At 54.8% G+C, this 17,554-nt stretch carries 12 protein-coding genes and 1 pseudogene; 10 read left to right on the plus strand and 3 right to left on the minus strand.

Annotation, left to right across the window (positions count from 1 at the left end; all coding sequences use genetic code 11):
* Nucleotides 1-888 precede the first annotated feature (888 nt).
* The 4 genes from ACNOHI_RS05765 (at nucleotide 889) to ACNOHI_RS05780 (ending at nucleotide 7,974) form a co-directional block, all read left to right on the plus strand.
* Nucleotides 889-1,485, plus strand: a complete 597-nt coding sequence (locus ACNOHI_RS05765) for a 5' nucleotidase, NT5C type (protein ID WP_420473694.1) — start codon at nucleotides 889-891, stop codon at nucleotides 1,483-1,485.
* Nucleotides 1,486-1,630: 145 nt separating this feature from the next.
* Nucleotides 1,631-2,830, plus strand: coding sequence for a tyrosine-type recombinase/integrase (locus tag ACNOHI_RS05770; protein WP_420473695.1), 1,200 nt, complete (start codon nucleotides 1,631-1,633; stop codon nucleotides 2,828-2,830).
* Nucleotides 2,831-2,975: 145 nt separating this feature from the next.
* Nucleotides 2,976-7,319 carry an NACHT domain-containing protein gene (locus ACNOHI_RS05775; protein ID WP_420473696.1) on the plus strand — a complete coding sequence of 1,448 codons (4,344 nt, stop codon included), beginning with the start codon at nucleotides 2,976-2,978 and terminating at the stop codon, nucleotides 7,317-7,319.
* A 148-nt stretch (nucleotides 7,320-7,467) separates the two neighbouring features.
* Entirely contained in the window at nucleotides 7,468-7,974 is a 507-nt protein-coding gene (locus ACNOHI_RS05780) for a hypothetical protein (RefSeq protein WP_420473697.1), read from the plus strand.
* 268 nt (nucleotides 7,975-8,242) lie between these two features.
* On the opposite strand, the gene ACNOHI_RS05785 is transcribed toward ACNOHI_RS05780, so the two are convergent.
* Nucleotides 8,243-8,566, minus strand: coding sequence for a hypothetical protein (locus ACNOHI_RS05785; RefSeq protein ID WP_420473698.1), 324 nt, complete (start codon nucleotides 8,564-8,566; stop codon nucleotides 8,243-8,245).
* A 121-nt stretch (nucleotides 8,567-8,687) separates the two neighbouring features.
* On the opposite strand from ACNOHI_RS05785, the gene ACNOHI_RS05790 reads away from it, so the two are divergent.
* From ACNOHI_RS05790 to ACNOHI_RS05805, 4 genes are read left to right on the plus strand one after another with little or no spacing between them, the layout of a single operon-like run.
* Nucleotides 8,688-10,001 (plus strand): Eco57I restriction-modification methylase domain-containing protein, encoded by a 1,314-nt coding sequence (locus tag ACNOHI_RS05790; RefSeq protein WP_420473699.1) that lies wholly within the window; start codon nucleotides 8,688-8,690, stop codon nucleotides 9,999-10,001.
* Nucleotides 9,998-12,361, plus strand: a complete 2,364-nt coding sequence (locus ACNOHI_RS05795; RefSeq protein WP_420473700.1) for a sensor histidine kinase — start codon at nucleotides 9,998-10,000, stop codon at nucleotides 12,359-12,361. The genes ACNOHI_RS05790 and ACNOHI_RS05795 overlap by 4 nt, the downstream gene beginning before the upstream one ends.
* Nucleotides 12,362-12,372: 11 nt before the next feature.
* Nucleotides 12,373-13,461, plus strand: coding sequence for a hypothetical protein (locus ACNOHI_RS05800; protein ID WP_420473701.1), 1,089 nt, complete (start codon nucleotides 12,373-12,375; stop codon nucleotides 13,459-13,461).
* Nucleotides 13,462-14,259, plus strand: a complete 798-nt coding sequence (locus tag ACNOHI_RS05805; protein WP_420473702.1) for a hypothetical protein — start codon at nucleotides 13,462-13,464, stop codon at nucleotides 14,257-14,259.
* Here the strand turns inward: ACNOHI_RS05805 and ACNOHI_RS05810 are convergent.
* Both ACNOHI_RS05810 and ACNOHI_RS05815 read right to left on the minus strand, forming a co-directional pair.
* Nucleotides 14,189-14,461, minus strand: a pseudogene (locus ACNOHI_RS05810) (tyrosine-type recombinase/integrase); the annotation flags it as partial. The gene ACNOHI_RS05805 and the pseudogene ACNOHI_RS05810 sit on opposite strands and share 71 nt — an antisense overlap.
* Nucleotides 14,462-14,567: 106 nt before the next feature.
* Nucleotides 14,568-15,683 (minus strand): DNA-binding protein, encoded by a 1,116-nt coding sequence (locus ACNOHI_RS05815; protein WP_420473703.1) that lies wholly within the window; start codon nucleotides 15,681-15,683, stop codon nucleotides 14,568-14,570.
* 1,115 nt (nucleotides 15,684-16,798) lie between these two features.
* On the opposite strand from ACNOHI_RS05815, the gene ACNOHI_RS05820 reads away from it, so the two are divergent.
* Both ACNOHI_RS05820 and ACNOHI_RS05825 read left to right on the plus strand, forming a co-directional pair.
* Nucleotides 16,799-17,173, plus strand: coding sequence for a four-helix bundle copper-binding protein (locus ACNOHI_RS05820; protein ID WP_420473704.1), 375 nt, complete (start codon nucleotides 16,799-16,801; stop codon nucleotides 17,171-17,173).
* Nucleotides 17,174-17,357: 184 nt separating this feature from the next.
* Nucleotides 17,358-17,534 (plus strand): heavy-metal-associated domain-containing protein, encoded by a 177-nt coding sequence (locus ACNOHI_RS05825; RefSeq protein ID WP_420473824.1) that lies wholly within the window; start codon nucleotides 17,358-17,360, stop codon nucleotides 17,532-17,534.
* Nucleotides 17,535-17,554: the final 20 nt, after the last annotated feature.

Here is a 17,554-nt window from a genome sequence, read left to right on the forward strand (position 1 = left end):
TAATTTGCAAAGTGTTCCAGTAAGGCATTGCCCTGGAAGCCATGGCGGTGGCTATCAGGACGCAAAAATTCTGAGCTTACATGGGTGGGCTCCAAAAATGAAAACGGCCGGCGCACAGCTGGCCGTTTTTCTTTTTTAGGAGCAATTTCCGTAAAGTCAAGAAGTTATTGCCTTGGAGAAAAACACTTTTCTTTTTCTGTGAAACTTGTGCGAATTGGCTGAAAGGACGAGGAATTCACGCGTCAAAATTCGCATAAATTTCACTATTTTTTGATGGTTTTCCTGCGGCTTCCCTCTGAAGGGAAATGGTGAAACTTATGCGAACGCTCTTCTACGGGCGGACACAATGGACCTAACGGAGGCATGAAAACGAATGTTTGACGAGTTGTGTCACCTTTCAAGTTACGGCTCGGACGTTAGGCGCCTTGCGTCACACCTCCTCCGACCTACCGACAGCGCTCTGAGAGAGCATTTAGAGCGTTCCCATAAGTTCCACTCTTTATTCGCGTAATGTTTCACGGATTTATACTGCGAAAGGTTTTCTGTTTCTGTGCGACTTCTGCGAAACATACCGGTGCGATTTATCGAGTACTGCAAAACTTATGGGACCATCTGTTCTGCCACTTTTTGCTTGAACACTGCTTCCGTAAACGCCCAAGACCTCTTAGCTGCTCGGCTGACTGGCCTCCTGTGCGCTGGCAATACGAATTGCAACGGCAGAACGCCTTGCGCCAGAGAGACGGCCTCTGGCAAAGTTTCTATAACAACTAACCCATGATGGGTGGTGGCTTCAATCAAGTGATGCAGTGGGAACAGCCGGCGAACAGCCTTTTTTCATTTCTCCGGATCTAGGTCGGAAAGTTCTACACTTTATGAACGCATGACTTCATGAAACAAATCATTGCACTTGATGTTGACGGCGTCTTACTCGACTACCACCAAGCCTACGCCGGTGCCTGGGCAAAGGCATTTGGTTCGATGCCTGCTGTACGCGATCCTCTTGCCTATTGGCCGCTCGATCGATGGGAAGTACGTCGTTTGAATGGCGAAGAATTAGCGCAATTTCGCGCGTATTTCGATCACCAGTACTGGTCAACGATACCGCCCGTCTCCGGCGCTGTCGACGCCTGTCATGCTCTCGCAGCCGCTGGCTACGAACTCGTGTGTGTGAGCGCGATCAAATTACAGTACCAGGCAGCAAGACTGCAGAACTTGCGCGATTGCGGATTCCCTATCGCACGTTTGTATGCCACGCCCAATACTGGCTCGAGCGTCAGTCCGAAGGCAGCCGCTCTTCGCGAACTCAATCCCGTTGCCTTCGTCGATGATTTCTTACCATACCTGCGCGGGATTCCGACCGATATCCATGCCGCGTTGATTCTGCGCGAACCTAACGGGTCACCTAACGTTGGCGACGATCTCGTGCTCGCTCATTCTCAACACCCGAACCTTGCAGCGTTCGCCAATTGGTGGCTGAGCAGGTAGTTCCTTCGATCCGTATGCTGCATTTACGCACCACGGAGCACAGAGATTTCAGTTCCGGCTTCAGACCAAATGGCGCCCCTACTCCAAAAAGATGACATTACTAATATAATGTCGAATAGAATTTTCGCCCTGGATCGGCTTCCGAATGCCCATCGACTCTCGTAGTTCTTCACCTGCCAGCTCATCATTGGCTCCCATTGAAGCCATCGTTATCTCACCTGACCTCGACGGCCGGGACGGTACGAACCGAGCGACGGGAAACCGGCCTCAGATCTCCGCACAGAATGATATCGATGCGATCAAAGCCTGGCTTGCGCGTTTCGCCGATACGAAAACCACGTTCGACAACTACCGAAAGGAAGCCGAACGGCTCCTGTTGTGGTCGACGGTGCAACTGCAGAAACCGATCTCTTCGCTGACGCACGAAGACTTGCTCGCGTATCAGCACTTCCTCGCTGATCCGCAGCCGGCTGCCCGCTGGGTCATGCGTGACGGTCGGAAGTTCGGGCGGTCGCATCCGGACTGGCGCCCGTTCGCCGGCCCCCTCTCCCCTTCAAGTCAGCGACAGGCGTTCATCATCCTCAATACGCTGTTCTCGTGGCTGGTCAATGCAGGTTACCTGGCCGGTAATCCGCTGTCCCTGTCACGTCAGCGGACCAGAAAAGCCAAACCGCGCGTCACCCGATATCTCGAAGAAGACTTGTGGACCGAGGTCAAGCTCACCATCGACGCCATGCCCAAGGAGACCGACCGGGAGCGCGAGCACTACTTGCGGACACGGTGGCTGTTTTCATTGTTGTATCTCTGCGGGGTGCGCATCTCGGAAGTCGTCGGAAACACAATGGGCGGATTCTTCTGCCGCCGGGACAAGGATGGGGAGGAACGGTGGTGGCTCGAAATCGTTGGCAAAGGGGATAAGACACGAATTGTCCCTGCAACCAACGAGCTGATGATTGAGCTAGCGCGCTATCGTCGAGAAAAACGCCTAGCTCCCTTTCCAACTCCTTCCGAAGACGTCCCACTGCTCCTGCCCATTGGGACACAGCAGCGTCAGATGACACGGGGTGCAGTGCATGCGCTCGTCAAACAAGTTTTCTTAGATACAGCGAATCGCTTGAAGATGCGCGGGGCAAGCTTTGAATCACTTGCCACACGCGTCGAGGCCGCATCCGCCCATTGGTTAAGGCATACCGCTGGATCACACATGGCGAACAGTAATGTAGACCTTCGACATGTCCGCGACAACTTGGGGCATGAATCCATCACTACAACGAGCGGATATCTCCATTCATCGGATGATGCTCGTCATCGTGAAACCGACGAGCGACACAAGATCAAATGGTAAACGTCATCAATTCTGTGACATTCGGCCGTTATACCAGAACATCACGCTCGCCGCCCCAGTTGCGCCGATGCCGAGCCGCAATCCAGACAGGGAAACAAAGCATGCCCTGCGCTGCTACAGCACGTTGGAAATATGATTTACCAAAATGAACACTACTGCCATTGACCTGAAACAGGCCGCCAAATACGAATTTATCGAACTTGGGCGTACATTCCGTGAACTTTCGGAATATTCGGGCAAGGATGACGACTCGGATTTCGGCCATGCATTCCGTCTAGGTGAACGACTCACCTGGACTGATCTCCTTGCTGAATACCGCTTGATACTCCTGTCCGAAGCTGGTGCGGGTAAGACTGCTGAAATCCGCAATGTGGCGCGAAGACTCCGGGCCGAGGGAAGATCCGCTTTTTTTCTCAGACTTGAACATATCCCTTCTGACTTCGAGGACGCGTTCGAAGTTGGGACTTTCGAAGAATTTGAAGAGTGGATGTCGTCCGGCCAAGAGGGGTGGATGCTACTAGACTCCGTCGATGAAGCGAGGCTGCGCAATCCCGCGGACTTCGAGCTAGCCATTCGCAAGCTCGGGCGGCGCATCAATGCTGCTAAAGATAGAACGCATATCGTCATTACAGGTAGAACAACCGCGTGGCGACCCATGACCGACCTTGCCCATTGCGTCAATCATCTACCCTACATGCCACGCGGTGCGACACAGGCAAAAAAATCCGAGGCAGATGTCTGCCTCGATTTGACAGTTTTGACCAATGAACGTGGCAAAACTCCGCCGATGTTCAGGATTGTGGCACTGGACGATCTCAGTTCGGATCAAATAGCGTCGTTTGCTCGCGCGCGCGGTATTAACGACTCCACAGAGTTTCTTGAGGCGATTGAACGCGCGGATGCATGGTCATTTACATCCCGGCCCCAAGATCTTGCAGAGTTGACGGAGTTCTGGCTCGATAAGGGGAGAATAGGTAGTCGCCTCGAGATCATGCGAAACAGCATTGAACGCAGACTGGCGGAACGGGATCAGGATCGGGCTGACAGTAGACCGTTAGCGGCAGATCGTGCACGCACAGGTGCAAAGTTGCTGGCTGTCGCAGCGACCCTTGCACAGAGCCAAGTACTCCGTGTCCCGGACGGCGCAGACAACCCAAATGGACTGGACGTGCGCTCAATTCTCGCTGACTGGGATGACAAGGACCAGGCAACGCTCTTGTCGAGACCCATTTTCGACGAAGCGATTTACGGGACGGTACGGTTTCATCACCGTTCGGTCAGGGAGTATCTCACGGCCGAGTGGTTTTCAGACTTGCTGGCTCGACAGACATCGCGAAGAAGCATCGAGGCATTATTTTTTCGCGAGCAGTATGGGATGGACATCGTTGTCCCGAAGCTGCGTCCCGTTCTGCCTTGGCTTGCTATCCTAGACGATAGAATCCGGGAGCGTATTAGAAAGGTTGCGCCCGAGATCATCTTTGAGGGGGGCGATCCCAGCCAGTTGCCGCTTGACGTGCGCCGGTACATTCTTCACGAAGTTTGCGAGCAAATGGCAGGCGGCGCAGTGGGGCGCAGCATGCGTGACTACGCAGCCGTGCAACGCTTTGCAAATACAGACCTTGCCGATGATGTTCGGACGCTCGTCGGGAAGTATGCGGACAACGACGATCTAGCGAGTTTTCTGTTGCGTATGGTTTGGCTCGGCGAGCTGAAAGGAGTTCGCAGGGAAGCACTGGAAATCGCCATGAAATCTGATGCCGAGCAGTACCTTCGAATAGCCGCCTTCAGGGCCGTTCGCGCCGTTGGAACGGCCGATGACCAATTGATAATCCGTCAGCGGTTTCTAACCGAGGCCGACGAACTGAATCGAGACTGGCTTGCAGAACTCGTGGAAGGCATCCAGCTATCAGCTGAAAATATTACATGGCTGGTTTCGTGCCTGGAAAAGTCGGCTGAAAAGCAGCGCTATTCCGTCGATCATCTGACAGATCGCCTTGAAGCGATGATCACTTCGGCCAATGTTGACCTACTTTCACCTCTTGTTTCGGAATTGAATCGACTCCTCGGGCTTTCCCCGGTTGTGGAGCGGAGAAATTGCGAGGTCTCCGAAAAGTTCCAATGGCTTATAACTCCTGCTGCCAAGGCAGTGGAGCGGCTCGTTATTGCGAGGCAACCGGCCGCGACAGGTCCTGATGCTCTCGGCGTTCTAAGCAAGTTGTCTGCAATTCAGGGATATGGCATTGATGATGCCATCGAGGTCAAGGCCCAATTCGAAAAACTCGTTCCGGCTTGGCCTGAACTAAACCAAGCGTTGTTCTGGTTCGAGGTGCATCAGTCACGAGAGACTATCGACAGAAAGCGTGGAGAAACTCTCACGGAATTCTGGCAGGCCTCGTTATATGGATCCTTTGCACAGTTCGGTCCTGACGACTTCAACTATGTCGCCGGCGAGATCGCTAGACGGACATTGCTGGACGATAGAAAGGTTGCGCTGTCGCTTGCTTTCAATCTGTATGTTCGGAACGGCCGACCGAACGCGTGGCGCGAGCTGCTCAAAAAGCTTACGGGCCAAGACGCGGCGCTTGCAGATCGGCTGGCGAATTATCTCAAGCCCCCGCCGCGGGGTAGTGACTACCGCCGCATGAAGCAGATGGAGGAAAAATGGAAGCGTCGAGACAAGGCGCGCAAGGAAAAGGAGGCAGAGTATCACGCGGGTTGGAAGAAATATTTCAATACCAGTTTGACCGAGGCCCGCACGGCGCAGGAAAAGGCTCCTGGAGAAGTAACAAACGCCCTGTACTATCTGTTTCAGCAAACCCGCAACAATTCGCCTACGTCTGGCCGCTGGACTGCATACAATTGGAAAGAGTTGATCCACGAATACGGTGATGAAGTCGCCAAGTTCTATAGGGACTCTGCAGTCGAGCTCTGGAAGAACTATAAGCCGAAACTAATCTCAGAGGGAGCTGCACTCAATAGAACCGCCGGTGCGACCATCATCGGCCTCGCCGGTCTAGAGATCGAGTTTATCGAATCGAGTGATCAGTGGCCGGTCGGCTTGAGTTCCCTTGAAGTCGAACACGCATGCCGTCACGCCTCCTTCGAACTTAACGGCTTTCCCATCTGGTTTCCAAGACTATTTGCGGCGTTTCCAACTGAAGTGTCTGAATTTCTAATGCAGGAAATCTTGTATGAGCTGACGCTCGAGAAAGTCGATCAAAGCACACACTACATTATCAGTGACGTAAGTTGGTCCGGAGCGTGGGCTTGGGACACCTTAGGTCCTCGTATCCTTGCGCAACTGCGCAAGGATGAACCCAAGAATCTCGATAATCTCGACAAGCTACTGACCATCTTGCAAGGCTCGTCAGTGCCTGATGCCGCCCTGCGAGACCTGGCCGTCGAGAAATGTGAAAATCTGAAGAATGTCGATCACTTGGCTCGGTGGTTTGCAGTATGGACTGGGGTAGAGCCTGAACGCTCTATCGAGGTACTTCGTGCTCGCCTCGTAAAGCTGCGCGGTCGACAAAAGAAAGTTCAGTTGGCGATGACGTTTGTGACGCACCTTTGGGGCGGTCGTTCGGGTGACGTAGTAAGCACACGGCAAGCATATAAGACGCCCGACCATCTGAAATCGCTCTACTTGCTTGTGCACGAGTATGTACGCATTGGTGAGGACATTAACCGCGCCGGAACGGGTGTCTATTCGCCAGGATTGAGGGACAACGCTCAGGAAGCGCGCAACCGCCTGTTCGAGTTGTTGAACAAGATCCCGGGCAAAGAAGCTTTTCTCGCACTTCTGGAAGTTGCAAAATCCCACCCCGAGGAATCGTTTAGGCCTTGGTTGCTGCATCATGCAAAGATGAAAGCGGAGCAGGACGGAGATACTGAACCCTGGACAATCGCACAAGTTCGTGAATTCGCTGAGCGGGTGGAACGGACGCCAGCAAATCATCGAGAGCTTGCTGAGCTTGCACACCTACGACTACTCGATCTTCGCGATGATCTGGAGAACGGTGATAGCGGCATAGCCTCGATCCTGCTTGGAGTGACGCAGGAAACCGAGATGCGCAAGTACATTGGACATGATCTCCGCGAGAAGGCGCAAGGCCGATACTCGATACCACAGGAGGAAGAGCTTGGGGATGCCAAGAGGCCCGATCTGCGGTTTCATGGCGTAAAATTTGATGGCCCTGTTCCGGTGGAACTGAAACTTGCTGATAAATGGACCGGCCCCGCCTTGTTCGAGCGTTTGGAAAACCAACTTTGCGGGGACTATTTACGTGACAATCGTTCCAACCGTGGATTCTTTGTGCTTGTTTATCGAGGCGAAAAGGCAGGATGGGACATTCCGGGTTCTGAGAACAGGGTGGACTTTAGCGGCCTTGTAGAATCACTGCAAAATCACTGGTCTGTTATCTCGTCAAAGTTCCCAAATGTTGAGGCAATTGAAGTGGTAGGAATTAATCTAACTGCAAGGCAGGCATAGCCTTGTCTTTTCCGTCTGTGTTTGAAAAATTACTTTGACGTTCACTGAAATTTGACCCACTTTTGGAGCGGAGTGAACCCCAGAAGCTGGACCGTTAAGGGGTGAAGAATTTGATACGCTTGCTCCTCTTTTACTGAAGGAGCAGCAGATGTCTGCAAGAGGACCTTTCCGGCGGCATTCCCAGAAATTCAAATTGCAGCTGTGCAGTGATATCCGGGACGGCAAGCTCGGTCGGCGCGAAGCGCAGAAGACCTATCGTGATTCAGCAAATCTCATCCAGCTCTGGCTGAATCAGTACGACAACGGCGACCTCGACCGTGAAGAAGCGGCCGCCAGTACCATTGCCGAGTATGAAGCGAAGATCGCTGCGCTGGAGTGCAAGGTAGGCCAACTGACGATGGAACTCGACCTGGTAAAAAAACGCGCGTTCAAGGTCCGCGAGCAGCAACGAGCCGTCATTGCCCATCAGCGGCCCGCTTCCCTTTCCACCCGACGGGGGTGCCAGATGATCAATCTTCCCCGAAGCACTTACTATTACCGCTCTACGGCTGCGGGGACGGACCTGATGGACAAGCGACTGATTGACCTGATCGGTGAAATCCAGGATGGATTTCCGGGAGACGGTTATCGTCGTGTTACACAAGTGACCTGCTAAGAATTTGCGCGGGAGATTTGAGTCCGGGCGAAGGCGCGGATGCCCCAACGGGGCACCCTCGCGGTTTTCATCGGCATGTAGGAGCGTTTAGGCGCGCCGACCGCGCCTGCGACGATGTCGATGCGCGCCTGCGGTAGTGCACTTGCTCATTGTTCAGTACGCATAACTGACATGCTTTTTTGCATCCCTTGATAATAGGAGTTATTAAGTGATGTAAAGCAGCGACGGGACCGGTTTCTCGTAGATACTCAAACAATTCGTGCCACGGCTATGCCTTTTCTCCGTCGTTTCGTCCTGGTACTAAGTGGACATCCAGGAACGCTTCAACTTGCCGTTGAATTTCGGGGCCGGCAAGCACTATTCGGTCCAACAACGACTTGTAGGGATCCTCTGCAGCAGACACAGGCCGAGTTGGAGCTCCTTCGCCAGTCAATAGCCAGTCAATTGACGCCTTTGCCTTGCCGTCGGCGGTTGTCAGTTGTGCAAGCAGCAAAAGTTTTTCGACACTTAAAAACGTAGTGCCGGCGCACGCTTGGCGCAATGTGGAGGATGTGGAATAGCCGAGAGCCTCTGCAGCCGACTCGATGCGCATTCCGAGATGACCTTCAATAAGTTGTCTGAGCCGGTGTCCTACGACAATTTTGGCATGGTGATCGCGGCGCGTTTGAGTCATAATATAAGGATATCATCATATTATACGGTTCGGAGCATTGATGAAGGCTGAGCACCTCCAAGCATGCCAGGTGGAGACGCCGCACCCCATCGTGGAACTTGCATGGGGCATGGCAAGGCGGCTGCGGAATGGACAGGTTTTCGATTCCGTGGTCGACCTAGGTGCTGGCGACGCACGGTTTTCCCAACCAAACGAGGCTTACCGCCGCTACGTCGGCGTCGAGGTTGACGGTACGAAGGTGCGTAGCAAGGCCCTGCCCGACAATGCCCAAATCGTCCATGCCGATGCGATGAAGTGGGAGCCCATGGGATTCGATCTTTGCATTGGCAATCCGCCCTATATTCGCCATCACCGCCTTGACTCCCAGTGGCGAGACGAAGTCCTAGCCAATATTCGGTCTGTATCGGGCATCCGCTTGAAGAAGACCGCCAATCTGTTCGTCCTTTTCTTGGCCCAGGCACTGATCAAGACCAAGCCCGACGGCTTGGTCGTGCAAGTAATTCCGTTCGAATGGGTCAGCCGCCCAAGCGCGAGTGAACTGCGCGCCCATATCACAGAACAAGGATGGGATGTCGAAGTGTTTCGCTTCAGCGAGGACATCTTTCCCACGGTCCTGACGACTGCCTCAATCACGATTATCGACAAGTCAAGAAAATCGGGAAATTGGAAGTTCTGGAAGATTGGTGCCGATGGCCAAAGTAAGCCTGTTAAGCAGCCCTCGGGCACCAACACGCGAGTTCTGAGCTACGAAAATCGGGCACATGCGGCACACGCCATGCGTGGCTTGAGTCCTGGCGGACAGGAAATCTTCGTCTTGACAGAGGAAGAGCGACTGCATTTTGGCCTCAAGAAGAAGCGAGACGTAGTCCCTTGCGTCACTTCGTTGCGGGTACTACCCATTGAACTACAGGATCTGGACGATGAGGCATTCAAGAAGTACTACGTCGACGCCGGCCAGCGCTGCTGGTTGATCCGTAGCGACAAGGAGAATGTGTCACCTGAACTGCGGGCTTACTTGGACAATGTAGGAGATGCATGGAAGAAGTATTCCACCTGCACGCTACGACAGACATGGTATCAGTATAAGCCCCATCCTGTTCCGCAATTGCTGGCCTCCTCAGGCTTCGTTGGCAAGCGGCCGAAGATCGCCTTGAATTCCGTCAAGGCAGTTGCAGTTGGAGCTGTCTATGCGCTCTTCTGTACAGATCTGCAGGAGGCTGCCGTATTGGCTCAGAGGCTTGCCACATTCGACTTCTCAAAACGGGTCGTCAGTCACTCAAATAACCTCAAAAAGGTCGAAGTACGCCAATTCAACAGTGTGCTAACGCAGTTGTCCAAGGAAGGATCCCGGTGAAAAAAGAACCGTCATCAACGAAAGCTGGTTCACGTAAAGCGTATTTCCAAGTCAATGCCGCCCTGCTGGAAGAGTTGGGCGAGCGCTTGGTCAGCAAACCAGAGGTCGCGCTGGCTGAACTGGTCAAGAACGCATATGACGCTGATGCGAAGGAATGCACCTTGGCATTGACGGAAGATGCGATTTGCGTAGCCGATGACGGCCATGGAATGACTGAGGAAATCTTCCTGAACAACTGGATGGTTATCAGCAGCCAAAACAAAGGAAAGGCCCGGTTTTCCCGCCAGTACGGTCGCAGCATGGCTGGTTCCAAAGGAGTCGGCAGGTTTTCGGCGAGATACTTGGGTGCACAGGTCACTTTGCAGACGACGGCTCAGTATCCCGACGGCAGCAAGAAGTCGCTAGAAGCGACGTTCGACTGGGATTACATCACGCGCGCCACCGCCATTGGCGATGTCGCCATTCCCTATCGTGTTACCAATGTGTCCGACCGCGCTCGGACAGGAACAATGCTGAGGATCTCCGGGCTACGCGAGGAAGCAACCAGCATCTCTATCAGCACATTGAAGACTGACGTCCTTCGTCTGACAGATGCCGCCGCTGGCTTGGAGGCACCACCGTTCAGAACGGATGGCAGGAAAAAGTCTAGGCATGCCGACCCGGGCTTTTCGCTCGTGTTTGAAGGCGAAGGCCAAGCAGAGAATTCCGTGGATGCGTCCCTGCAAAAGGAAATTCTCGATGCCTACGTGGGGCGAGTGCGGATCCACGTCGACGAAGACGGTGTAATGAACTACGAGGTGTTCTGGAAAGGGTATGCCGAGCCGCTGGAGTCGAAGAGTCTCAAGTTAAGCGAGCTTGCGGCGGCCTACACACGGTCGGCATTGAGTGTACAGGAGGGCCAACCCGCCGATGCCCGCGGGCTTGTGCCCCAAGTGCAGGACATTCTGCATCTACCCGTTGCCGAGGAGCTGCATTCGCCAGTGTTCATTGACCTGCGTTTTTTTCCAAAGCGCAAGGGCACCTTCTCGGGTCTGAGCGTGGACGGGCGAACTGCACTGGGCTGGGTGCGTGATCACGCAAGCTACGCGGTCGTGGACAACCATTTTGCTATGGCGGCGTACGCTGAAGACAGCGATTGGCTAGCCATTGATGCAAGCAAAGCTCTCAACCAACGCAACTGGCAGTCAATCTTCACGCCAATGCTCTACCCCATGGGCGCGGACAGAAATGATACCGGCAAAAACCCTATGCTGGCCCTGCCACGGGGACCACAACTGATCGGACGGGTACATATTTCGACCCATAAGCACCCGGGAGGCGAGGAAGACAGTGATAGCTGGCTGCTGCCGAACATGGACCGAGAATCTTTGCGCTCCAATGGCGCCTTTCGGTTGCTGTGGCACGTCGCGCGATTTGGCGCCGAACTGCTCGCTCATTTCGACCGTAAGACACGTCTTGAGGCCGAATACGCCCAGTACGTCAAACAACAAGAGCAAACTCGCACCTCCCTGGCTGCTGCCATTGCGGAAATCCGCCACTCGCAGTCGATCGAGCCCGAGTACCGCAAGCGCGTTGTTGAGCAGCTCAAGGCCGTCGAGACAACGCTGGACCAGACTCGGCAATACGAGCAGGACGCCAGGCTATCGCTGGAGCTCATGTCCATGATGGGCGTAATGGCAGGCTTCATGACGCATGAGTTCGAGAAAGCAATGGACATTCTGAGCCAAGCGGCCGCGCGGTTGAAAGCGCTGGCTGCCAAGGATCGTTCGCTGGGCGCGGCGTCTGAGGAGGTCTCTGCCCATGAGCACGCACTTGCGAACTACTTGGACTATATGCGCATTTTCATTGACCGCGCACGTCATCCGGTTCCGCAATCCTTCAAGTCGTTTGCGCAGGCATCACGAGCGGCGAAAACCTTGGGGCCGATTATAGATGCGCATGGCATCAAAACCGAGATCGAGATCGACGCCAAGTTGCCTGGCCCATTGATGCCCATCGCCGCCTATAACGGCATCGTCATCAACCTGGTATCGAATGCAGTGAAGGCCTTGGTCCCCAAGGTTTCCGACGACGATAGGAAGATCCGGATCTACGCCGTCAACGACGCTACCAATCACATCCTTGTGTGCGCTGACAACGGCATCGGTATCCCGGACTTCCTGCGCCAGCGAATCTGGGACCCACTCTTTAGCACCACCAGCCAAGGCAACACCGCAGACAATCCAATGGCTTCGGGGCTAGGCCTTGGCCTGAGCGTGGTGAAACAGGTCGTGAGCAAAATGGGTGGGAAGATCGATTTGATGGAATCTGCACCACCTGGGTACAACACCGCGTTCAAGGTTACTCTCCCCCTGCAATAAACGAGCATCGCATGAATATCCTCCTGATTGAAGACGAGAACGGCTTTATCGATCGCCTAACCGCAGCGTGCAAAGACCAAGGGATCACGATCGTGTCCCCGGAAGCGGCTGGGCTCGACAAGAAATTTACGAGCGAAGCCGCCATAGAGCAGCAGCTCGTCGATCAGCTACGTGCGATCCGCGAGAAGCACGCTATCGACCTGGTGCTGCTGGACACCGACATCTCAAAACTGGGCAACGGCATCAGCCAAGCCGCATGCCGAACCGCATGCCAGGACCTGGGTCTGCCTGTAACGCGCTACACGAAGAAGCACAGCGAAACCCAGATTTCACACCTGAAGTACCTGCAGAGGCTCGCCGTGGAAGGGGCAAGTGCGATCTGGGTACCTAATAGCATGACTAAGGACCCTCTTGGCCAGTCCGGGATCATTCCCTGGCTCAAGGGGATCGAAGACGGTTTTCGCGCATTGAAATCGTACCTCGACCAACACACAGATGTGCTGGGGCAGTCGCTCGGTCCTACCGGCATCCTGGCGCACGCGCTCGACCGGCCGTCTTTGCGTGCGGACCTACTCGGTTATACCGCCCAGAATTTCTTCTTCTTCGCCCCCTCCAATGATAATGATGAGATGCCGAGGGCGGCCCAGGATATCGGTCAACTGGCCACCCGGTTGGGCTACTGGCTGTACAACTATGTGCTGGCCTTCCCGGGACCGATCCTCAATGCGAAGGCGACCGCTGCATTCCTTAACATCACGCCGGAGAGCGTTACCCAACCCAGTGTCCAGGCTATGCTTGCACCGGCCCGTTACACAGGTCCGTTCAGCAAAGTGGAAGATTACTTCTGGGCGGAGGACCTGCTAGAACTGATTGAAAAAAATGGCGGCGATATCGCAAATGCGCCCGAAATCAAGGACGCCGTCATCACGCGAGTGGACCCGGACCATCCCGAAAGTACTGCATACTATTGCATGCTGTCGCGCGAGCCGATCAAACGCAGCGAAGCGAGTTCCAATCCTGACTGGATTCCCTCGGGTGCACAGGTGGCAAGGATTAAGCAGGACCTCTATGACGAACTCGGCCCCCTGTTGAGCATCTGAATGACAATTCCCTCCTATGCCAAATTGCAGCGCTACTGGGACGGCTGGGATTCCAGACTCAAGCAGCTGATCAGCGGGCGCAATGGTGCGCGGCTATTCTTCCCGACTGCATTGCAGCACGGTGAAATCGTCGATGGCAAGATCACCATTCGGCCTGTCGCGCCGATCTTTATTCACAATGCGCCCCCCAAAGCCTCAAGTAGTCGCGGGAAATCGACTCGATTGGCCATCTTCATCGCCGGCAGCTTTGAAGTGTCCGCGGCCGATGAGCAGCCGTGCATGCACAAGGCAGACTGCAATGTGACCTTCTACACGTGCAAGCCGGAACCTGAAGGCTTCTCTTTGAAGTTCTTCGATGCGATGCATTTTGATTTCGAAGCTGCCCAAAGTCAGACAGCTTTCCACCCAATCTTTCACGTCCAACGCGGTGTGAGCCGCGAGGTAAGCGACGACACGGTACGCGACCTCTTTCAGGAGCACCTGCACACTAGCCGAGACAAGGTGGTTATCAACAACGAACAGGTGCAAGATTTGGGGACACCCTACCTGCGCCTGCCAACTCCTCAACTTGATATGTTTTCCGTCATGACGTTAATCATGGCTGACTTTTTTTGCAACGGCGGGGATATCTCCCAGGATAAGCAGCTCGTCCCACGTTTTCGCGCCATCCTCGACTACCTCCGGCATGAGGCTAACATCATCAGAGAAGGTCACGGCTCAAGGACACTTAAGGGCAGGATTGAGGCCGAGCGGGCGCAGCACATGTCGGCGGCACACTGGTATGCCGAGTGCACGTAGCCACATCACCCAGCTTCGCTATGAGGGTTTCCGGCTTTAGATGTGTATATCGCTTGAGCATCTGCATACTCTTATAACCTGTGATGCTCGCCACTTCGAGTGGATGCAGTCCCTTGTCGAATAGACGCGAGGCGGCCTCATGACGAAGGTCATGCCACCTTAAGTTTGAGATACTTATTAGGCGCAATACACGCTTCCAAACGCATGCGCCCAAATGTGAAAAAGCCCTTGGGACGAATCGAAAGGGCCTGATTTCACGCCACAATTTTTTGGCGGGCCTCCCGCGAGCCGAACGCGGCACCAACAGATTATGAATCCGCTGACTTAAGATTCTTTGATGCACGAGTTCCGCGTGTTGGTCTACCTGCCTTCACCAAGTCGTCGACTTTTTGCCGTGCTTGCTCGAGTTGAGTTCGCAATTCCGCGGCTTCTCCGTTAACACGCGCGATATACGTATTCCTCTCGCCCAGAAGGTTGCGCATAGCGCTGAGATCCTCCAATGCAAGGTCACGGCTTGCCGAAACCGCCTTCAAATTCCCCTCGAGCTCCCCTGCCCTTTGCCGATAATTGCCGAGCTGCTCCTGCAGGGCTGCCAGTTCGGTGCGATGGCGCTCCCCCGCCTGCTCTGCGTGCGATCGTAAGCCCTCCATCTCCTTAAGCAGCTTGCTGGCTGCAGTTCGCTCACGGTCGATTTCCATCAGCGCGCGCGTCTCGGACGCGCGGAAGCGTTCTTCAGCGAGGCTGGCGGCTGAGCGCAGTTTTTCGAGCTCGAGACTGAAGTCCCGCCGCGCGTCGTCCAGCTTCTGCAGCAACCCGGCGTTTTCACCACGGGCGGATTGCAGTTGCCCTTCCAGCGCGGCAATCGTCGCGTCGCGCGCGGCCAATGCCTGCTCCAACTCCCCAATCCTTGTATGTGCCTGCTCCAGCGCTTGGCTCACCAGCGCATGCGACGCCTGTGCCGTATTCCGATCCGCTTCCGCGGTTGCCTGCGCCAGCCGGGCTTCCGCGACTTGCGCCTGGGCTTCGCTGCGCAATGTCGCCAGCCCCTCCTGAGCGGCGCCTTGTGCAGACGACCACAACGCCGCGACCAGCTCGCCGGCGGCGGTCTTCAGCGACTCCGGCAAGTCCGGATGCTCGATCCGCACCCGGCTCTTGTCCCGCAGATCTTCCCAGAACTTGTTGAGCGCCTCGGCCGGCGCGCTCATGCTGCCCTTGCGCACCAGCTGGTACAGCTTGTTGGTGGTCGGCGTGATACCGTACCGGAAGAACAGCAGCACGCACACTTCGCGGTACAGGTCCTGAGTGTGCGGGAACTGACTGCGCAGCGCGTCGATATCGGCGAGCAGCTGTTTTTCATTGGGTTCGGACGTGGACATAGCGACGGGAAGAGGCAGAAATTGAATTGATAATATGACGTAATACATCAATTATCCAATTTCTAGCCGCCGAAATATGACATTAGCGTTATAATGTCGAATATAGGCCGCCGGCGCCGCTAGACTTCGTCCTCGCCGAGCGAAAACCTATTTGATAACGGTCTGACATCTGTCGTCTGTCCGGGAAGGTGATTGCCACAACTTCGTTGGCTGGAATTCCGGGCTTTGAATCTCCCCTCCACGTAAAAGACTTTTTCCCCCGCAATCATGTGAGGACGAGCTGAGTTGCCCTTTGTGGATTGATCAGACGCAACTCGACAGAGTGAAAGTCGGACACAAGGTGAGCTCCGTGGTCGCGATTGTCGGCGGCAAGCTCAGTGGGACTATGATAGAGGTGATCACGTAAGTGGAAAGCCAGACAAGGCTACGCTCAAGCTGACGCATCTTTCTGCAGCCCTGAGCAACACTTAAAGCGGCTGAACCATCTCTCGCCATGTGGGTCGAAAAATTGCGGTTTTGCCAATAATCATGGTATTCAGTCCTTGGCTCTGTCGATGTCTCACTTGTTTAGCAGACTTGTCGCTCTATTACTATTTGTTGCCGTCCCGGTACAGGGCATCGCCGTAACGGCACGAGTACTATGCCTGCCCTCTTCTCAAAATCTAAGCCAGAACAATCATCCGCGCGCGTTTGCGCATCATGCCGCCATGCAGCCAACCGGCATTTCTGCCGTCAATGCAGAGGAAGCCGCCAACGAAGAAGATCGACTGAATCACCATGTTTGTGCTGCCTACGCCACGTGCTGCGCCGGTGCGGCAGCTGCGCCGTCCCATCTCTTACCCATTCAACAGTGCAACGCGTCTCAGGACGTCTCAGTCTCACCGCCCACACTTTCCCTAGGGCATCTTCCGCCTGTCCTCGACAGGCCTCCTAAACGCTGATTTTTGTAGACGCCGCGCTGCATCATGGAAGCGCATGACCAAGGCAGCGCGCCCGGTCCTTGCATATCACACATCGATGCAACGGTCAGCATGATAACGCCGTGCATGCCGACTTCGGCGCGCGTTGAACTCTCTTAACTTCAAGCGCAATGAGTGCTCTTGTTCAAAGAGCCATTCTGAAAGGGAGCTTTTGAGTTCAAGGGGAATTTTCAGGAGAATGTCATGGCACATGAACAGTACCAAAGCTGTATAGAAGCATGTAACGAGTGCGCGGACGCGTGCGACCACTGCGCCACGTCCTGTTTGCAAGAGCAGGATGTGAAGATGATGGCGAGATGTATCGCTCTGGACATCGACTGCGCCCAGATTTGTCGCCTCGCCGCTGGCTACATGGCCCGGGGGAGTGAATTTGCGGCATCGATTTGCCAAATGTGCGCCGAGTTGTGTGAGGCGTGCGGCGACGAGTGCGCCAAGCATCAAATGACCCATTGCCAGGAATGCGCACAAGCCTGCCGTAGGTGCGCTGCAGAATGTCGAAGGATGGCGGGCATGGGTTCGAGCTCAAAGGGGGCCAGCGCAGGACTGTCCGCGCATTAAGCGCAGCGTGGGCGTCGTCGGGTCGCCAATAGCAACGGCCCGACGCACCTTGATGCACCTGTCACTGTAGATGCAAGAATAAGTCGAATAGCATTTCCCTTGACCTTCCCATTGAGGGAAGGTCTACATTGGCTTCAGGATTAACACAGAAGGGATCATCATGATCGAGCTTCAAGTTGAAAAGATGACGTGCGGCGGCTGCGCGGCTCGCGTCACGAGGGCAATTCAGGCCCTGGACGAGTCGGCAAAGGTGAAAGTCGACCTTCCGCGAAAGGTCGTTTTGGTTGAAAGTGAATTGGACGGCGGTACTCTGGCACACGTAGTTACCGAAGCCGGATATCCCGCTCGCACAAGCGGGTAGGCGACGATCCGGTGGAGCAC

The sequence above is a fragment of the Noviherbaspirillum sp. ST9 genome, assembly GCF_048799745.1.
Taxonomy (GTDB): Bacteria; Pseudomonadota; Gammaproteobacteria; order Burkholderiales; family Burkholderiaceae_D; genus Noviherbaspirillum.

Coding starts and splice junctions, on each gene's coding strand:
- ACNOHI_RS05765 (WP_420473694.1), top strand. CDS start 889: ATGAAACAAATCATTGCACTTGATGTTGACGGCGTCTTACTCGACTAC.
- ACNOHI_RS05770 (WP_420473695.1), top strand. CDS start 1,631: ATGCCCATCGACTCTCGTAGTTCTTCACCTGCCAGCTCATCATTGGCT.
- ACNOHI_RS05775 (WP_420473696.1), top strand. CDS start 2,976: ATGAACACTACTGCCATTGACCTGAAACAGGCCGCCAAATACGAATTT.
- ACNOHI_RS05780 (WP_420473697.1), top strand. CDS start 7,468: ATGTCTGCAAGAGGACCTTTCCGGCGGCATTCCCAGAAATTCAAATTG.
- ACNOHI_RS05785 (WP_420473698.1), bottom strand. CDS start 8,566: ATGCGCATCGAGTCGGCTGCAGAGGCTCTCGGCTATTCCACATCCTCC.
- ACNOHI_RS05790 (WP_420473699.1), top strand. CDS start 8,688: ATGAAGGCTGAGCACCTCCAAGCATGCCAGGTGGAGACGCCGCACCCC.
- ACNOHI_RS05800 (WP_420473701.1), top strand. CDS start 12,373: ATGAATATCCTCCTGATTGAAGACGAGAACGGCTTTATCGATCGCCTA.
- ACNOHI_RS05805 (WP_420473702.1), top strand. CDS start 13,462: ATGACAATTCCCTCCTATGCCAAATTGCAGCGCTACTGGGACGGCTGG.
- ACNOHI_RS05815 (WP_420473703.1), bottom strand. CDS start 15,683: ATGTATTACGTCATATTATCAATTCAATTTCTGCCTCTTCCCGTCGCT.
- ACNOHI_RS05820 (WP_420473704.1), top strand. CDS start 16,799: ATGGCACATGAACAGTACCAAAGCTGTATAGAAGCATGTAACGAGTGC.
- ACNOHI_RS05825 (WP_420473824.1), top strand. CDS start 17,358: ATGACGTGCGGCGGCTGCGCGGCTCGCGTCACGAGGGCAATTCAGGCC.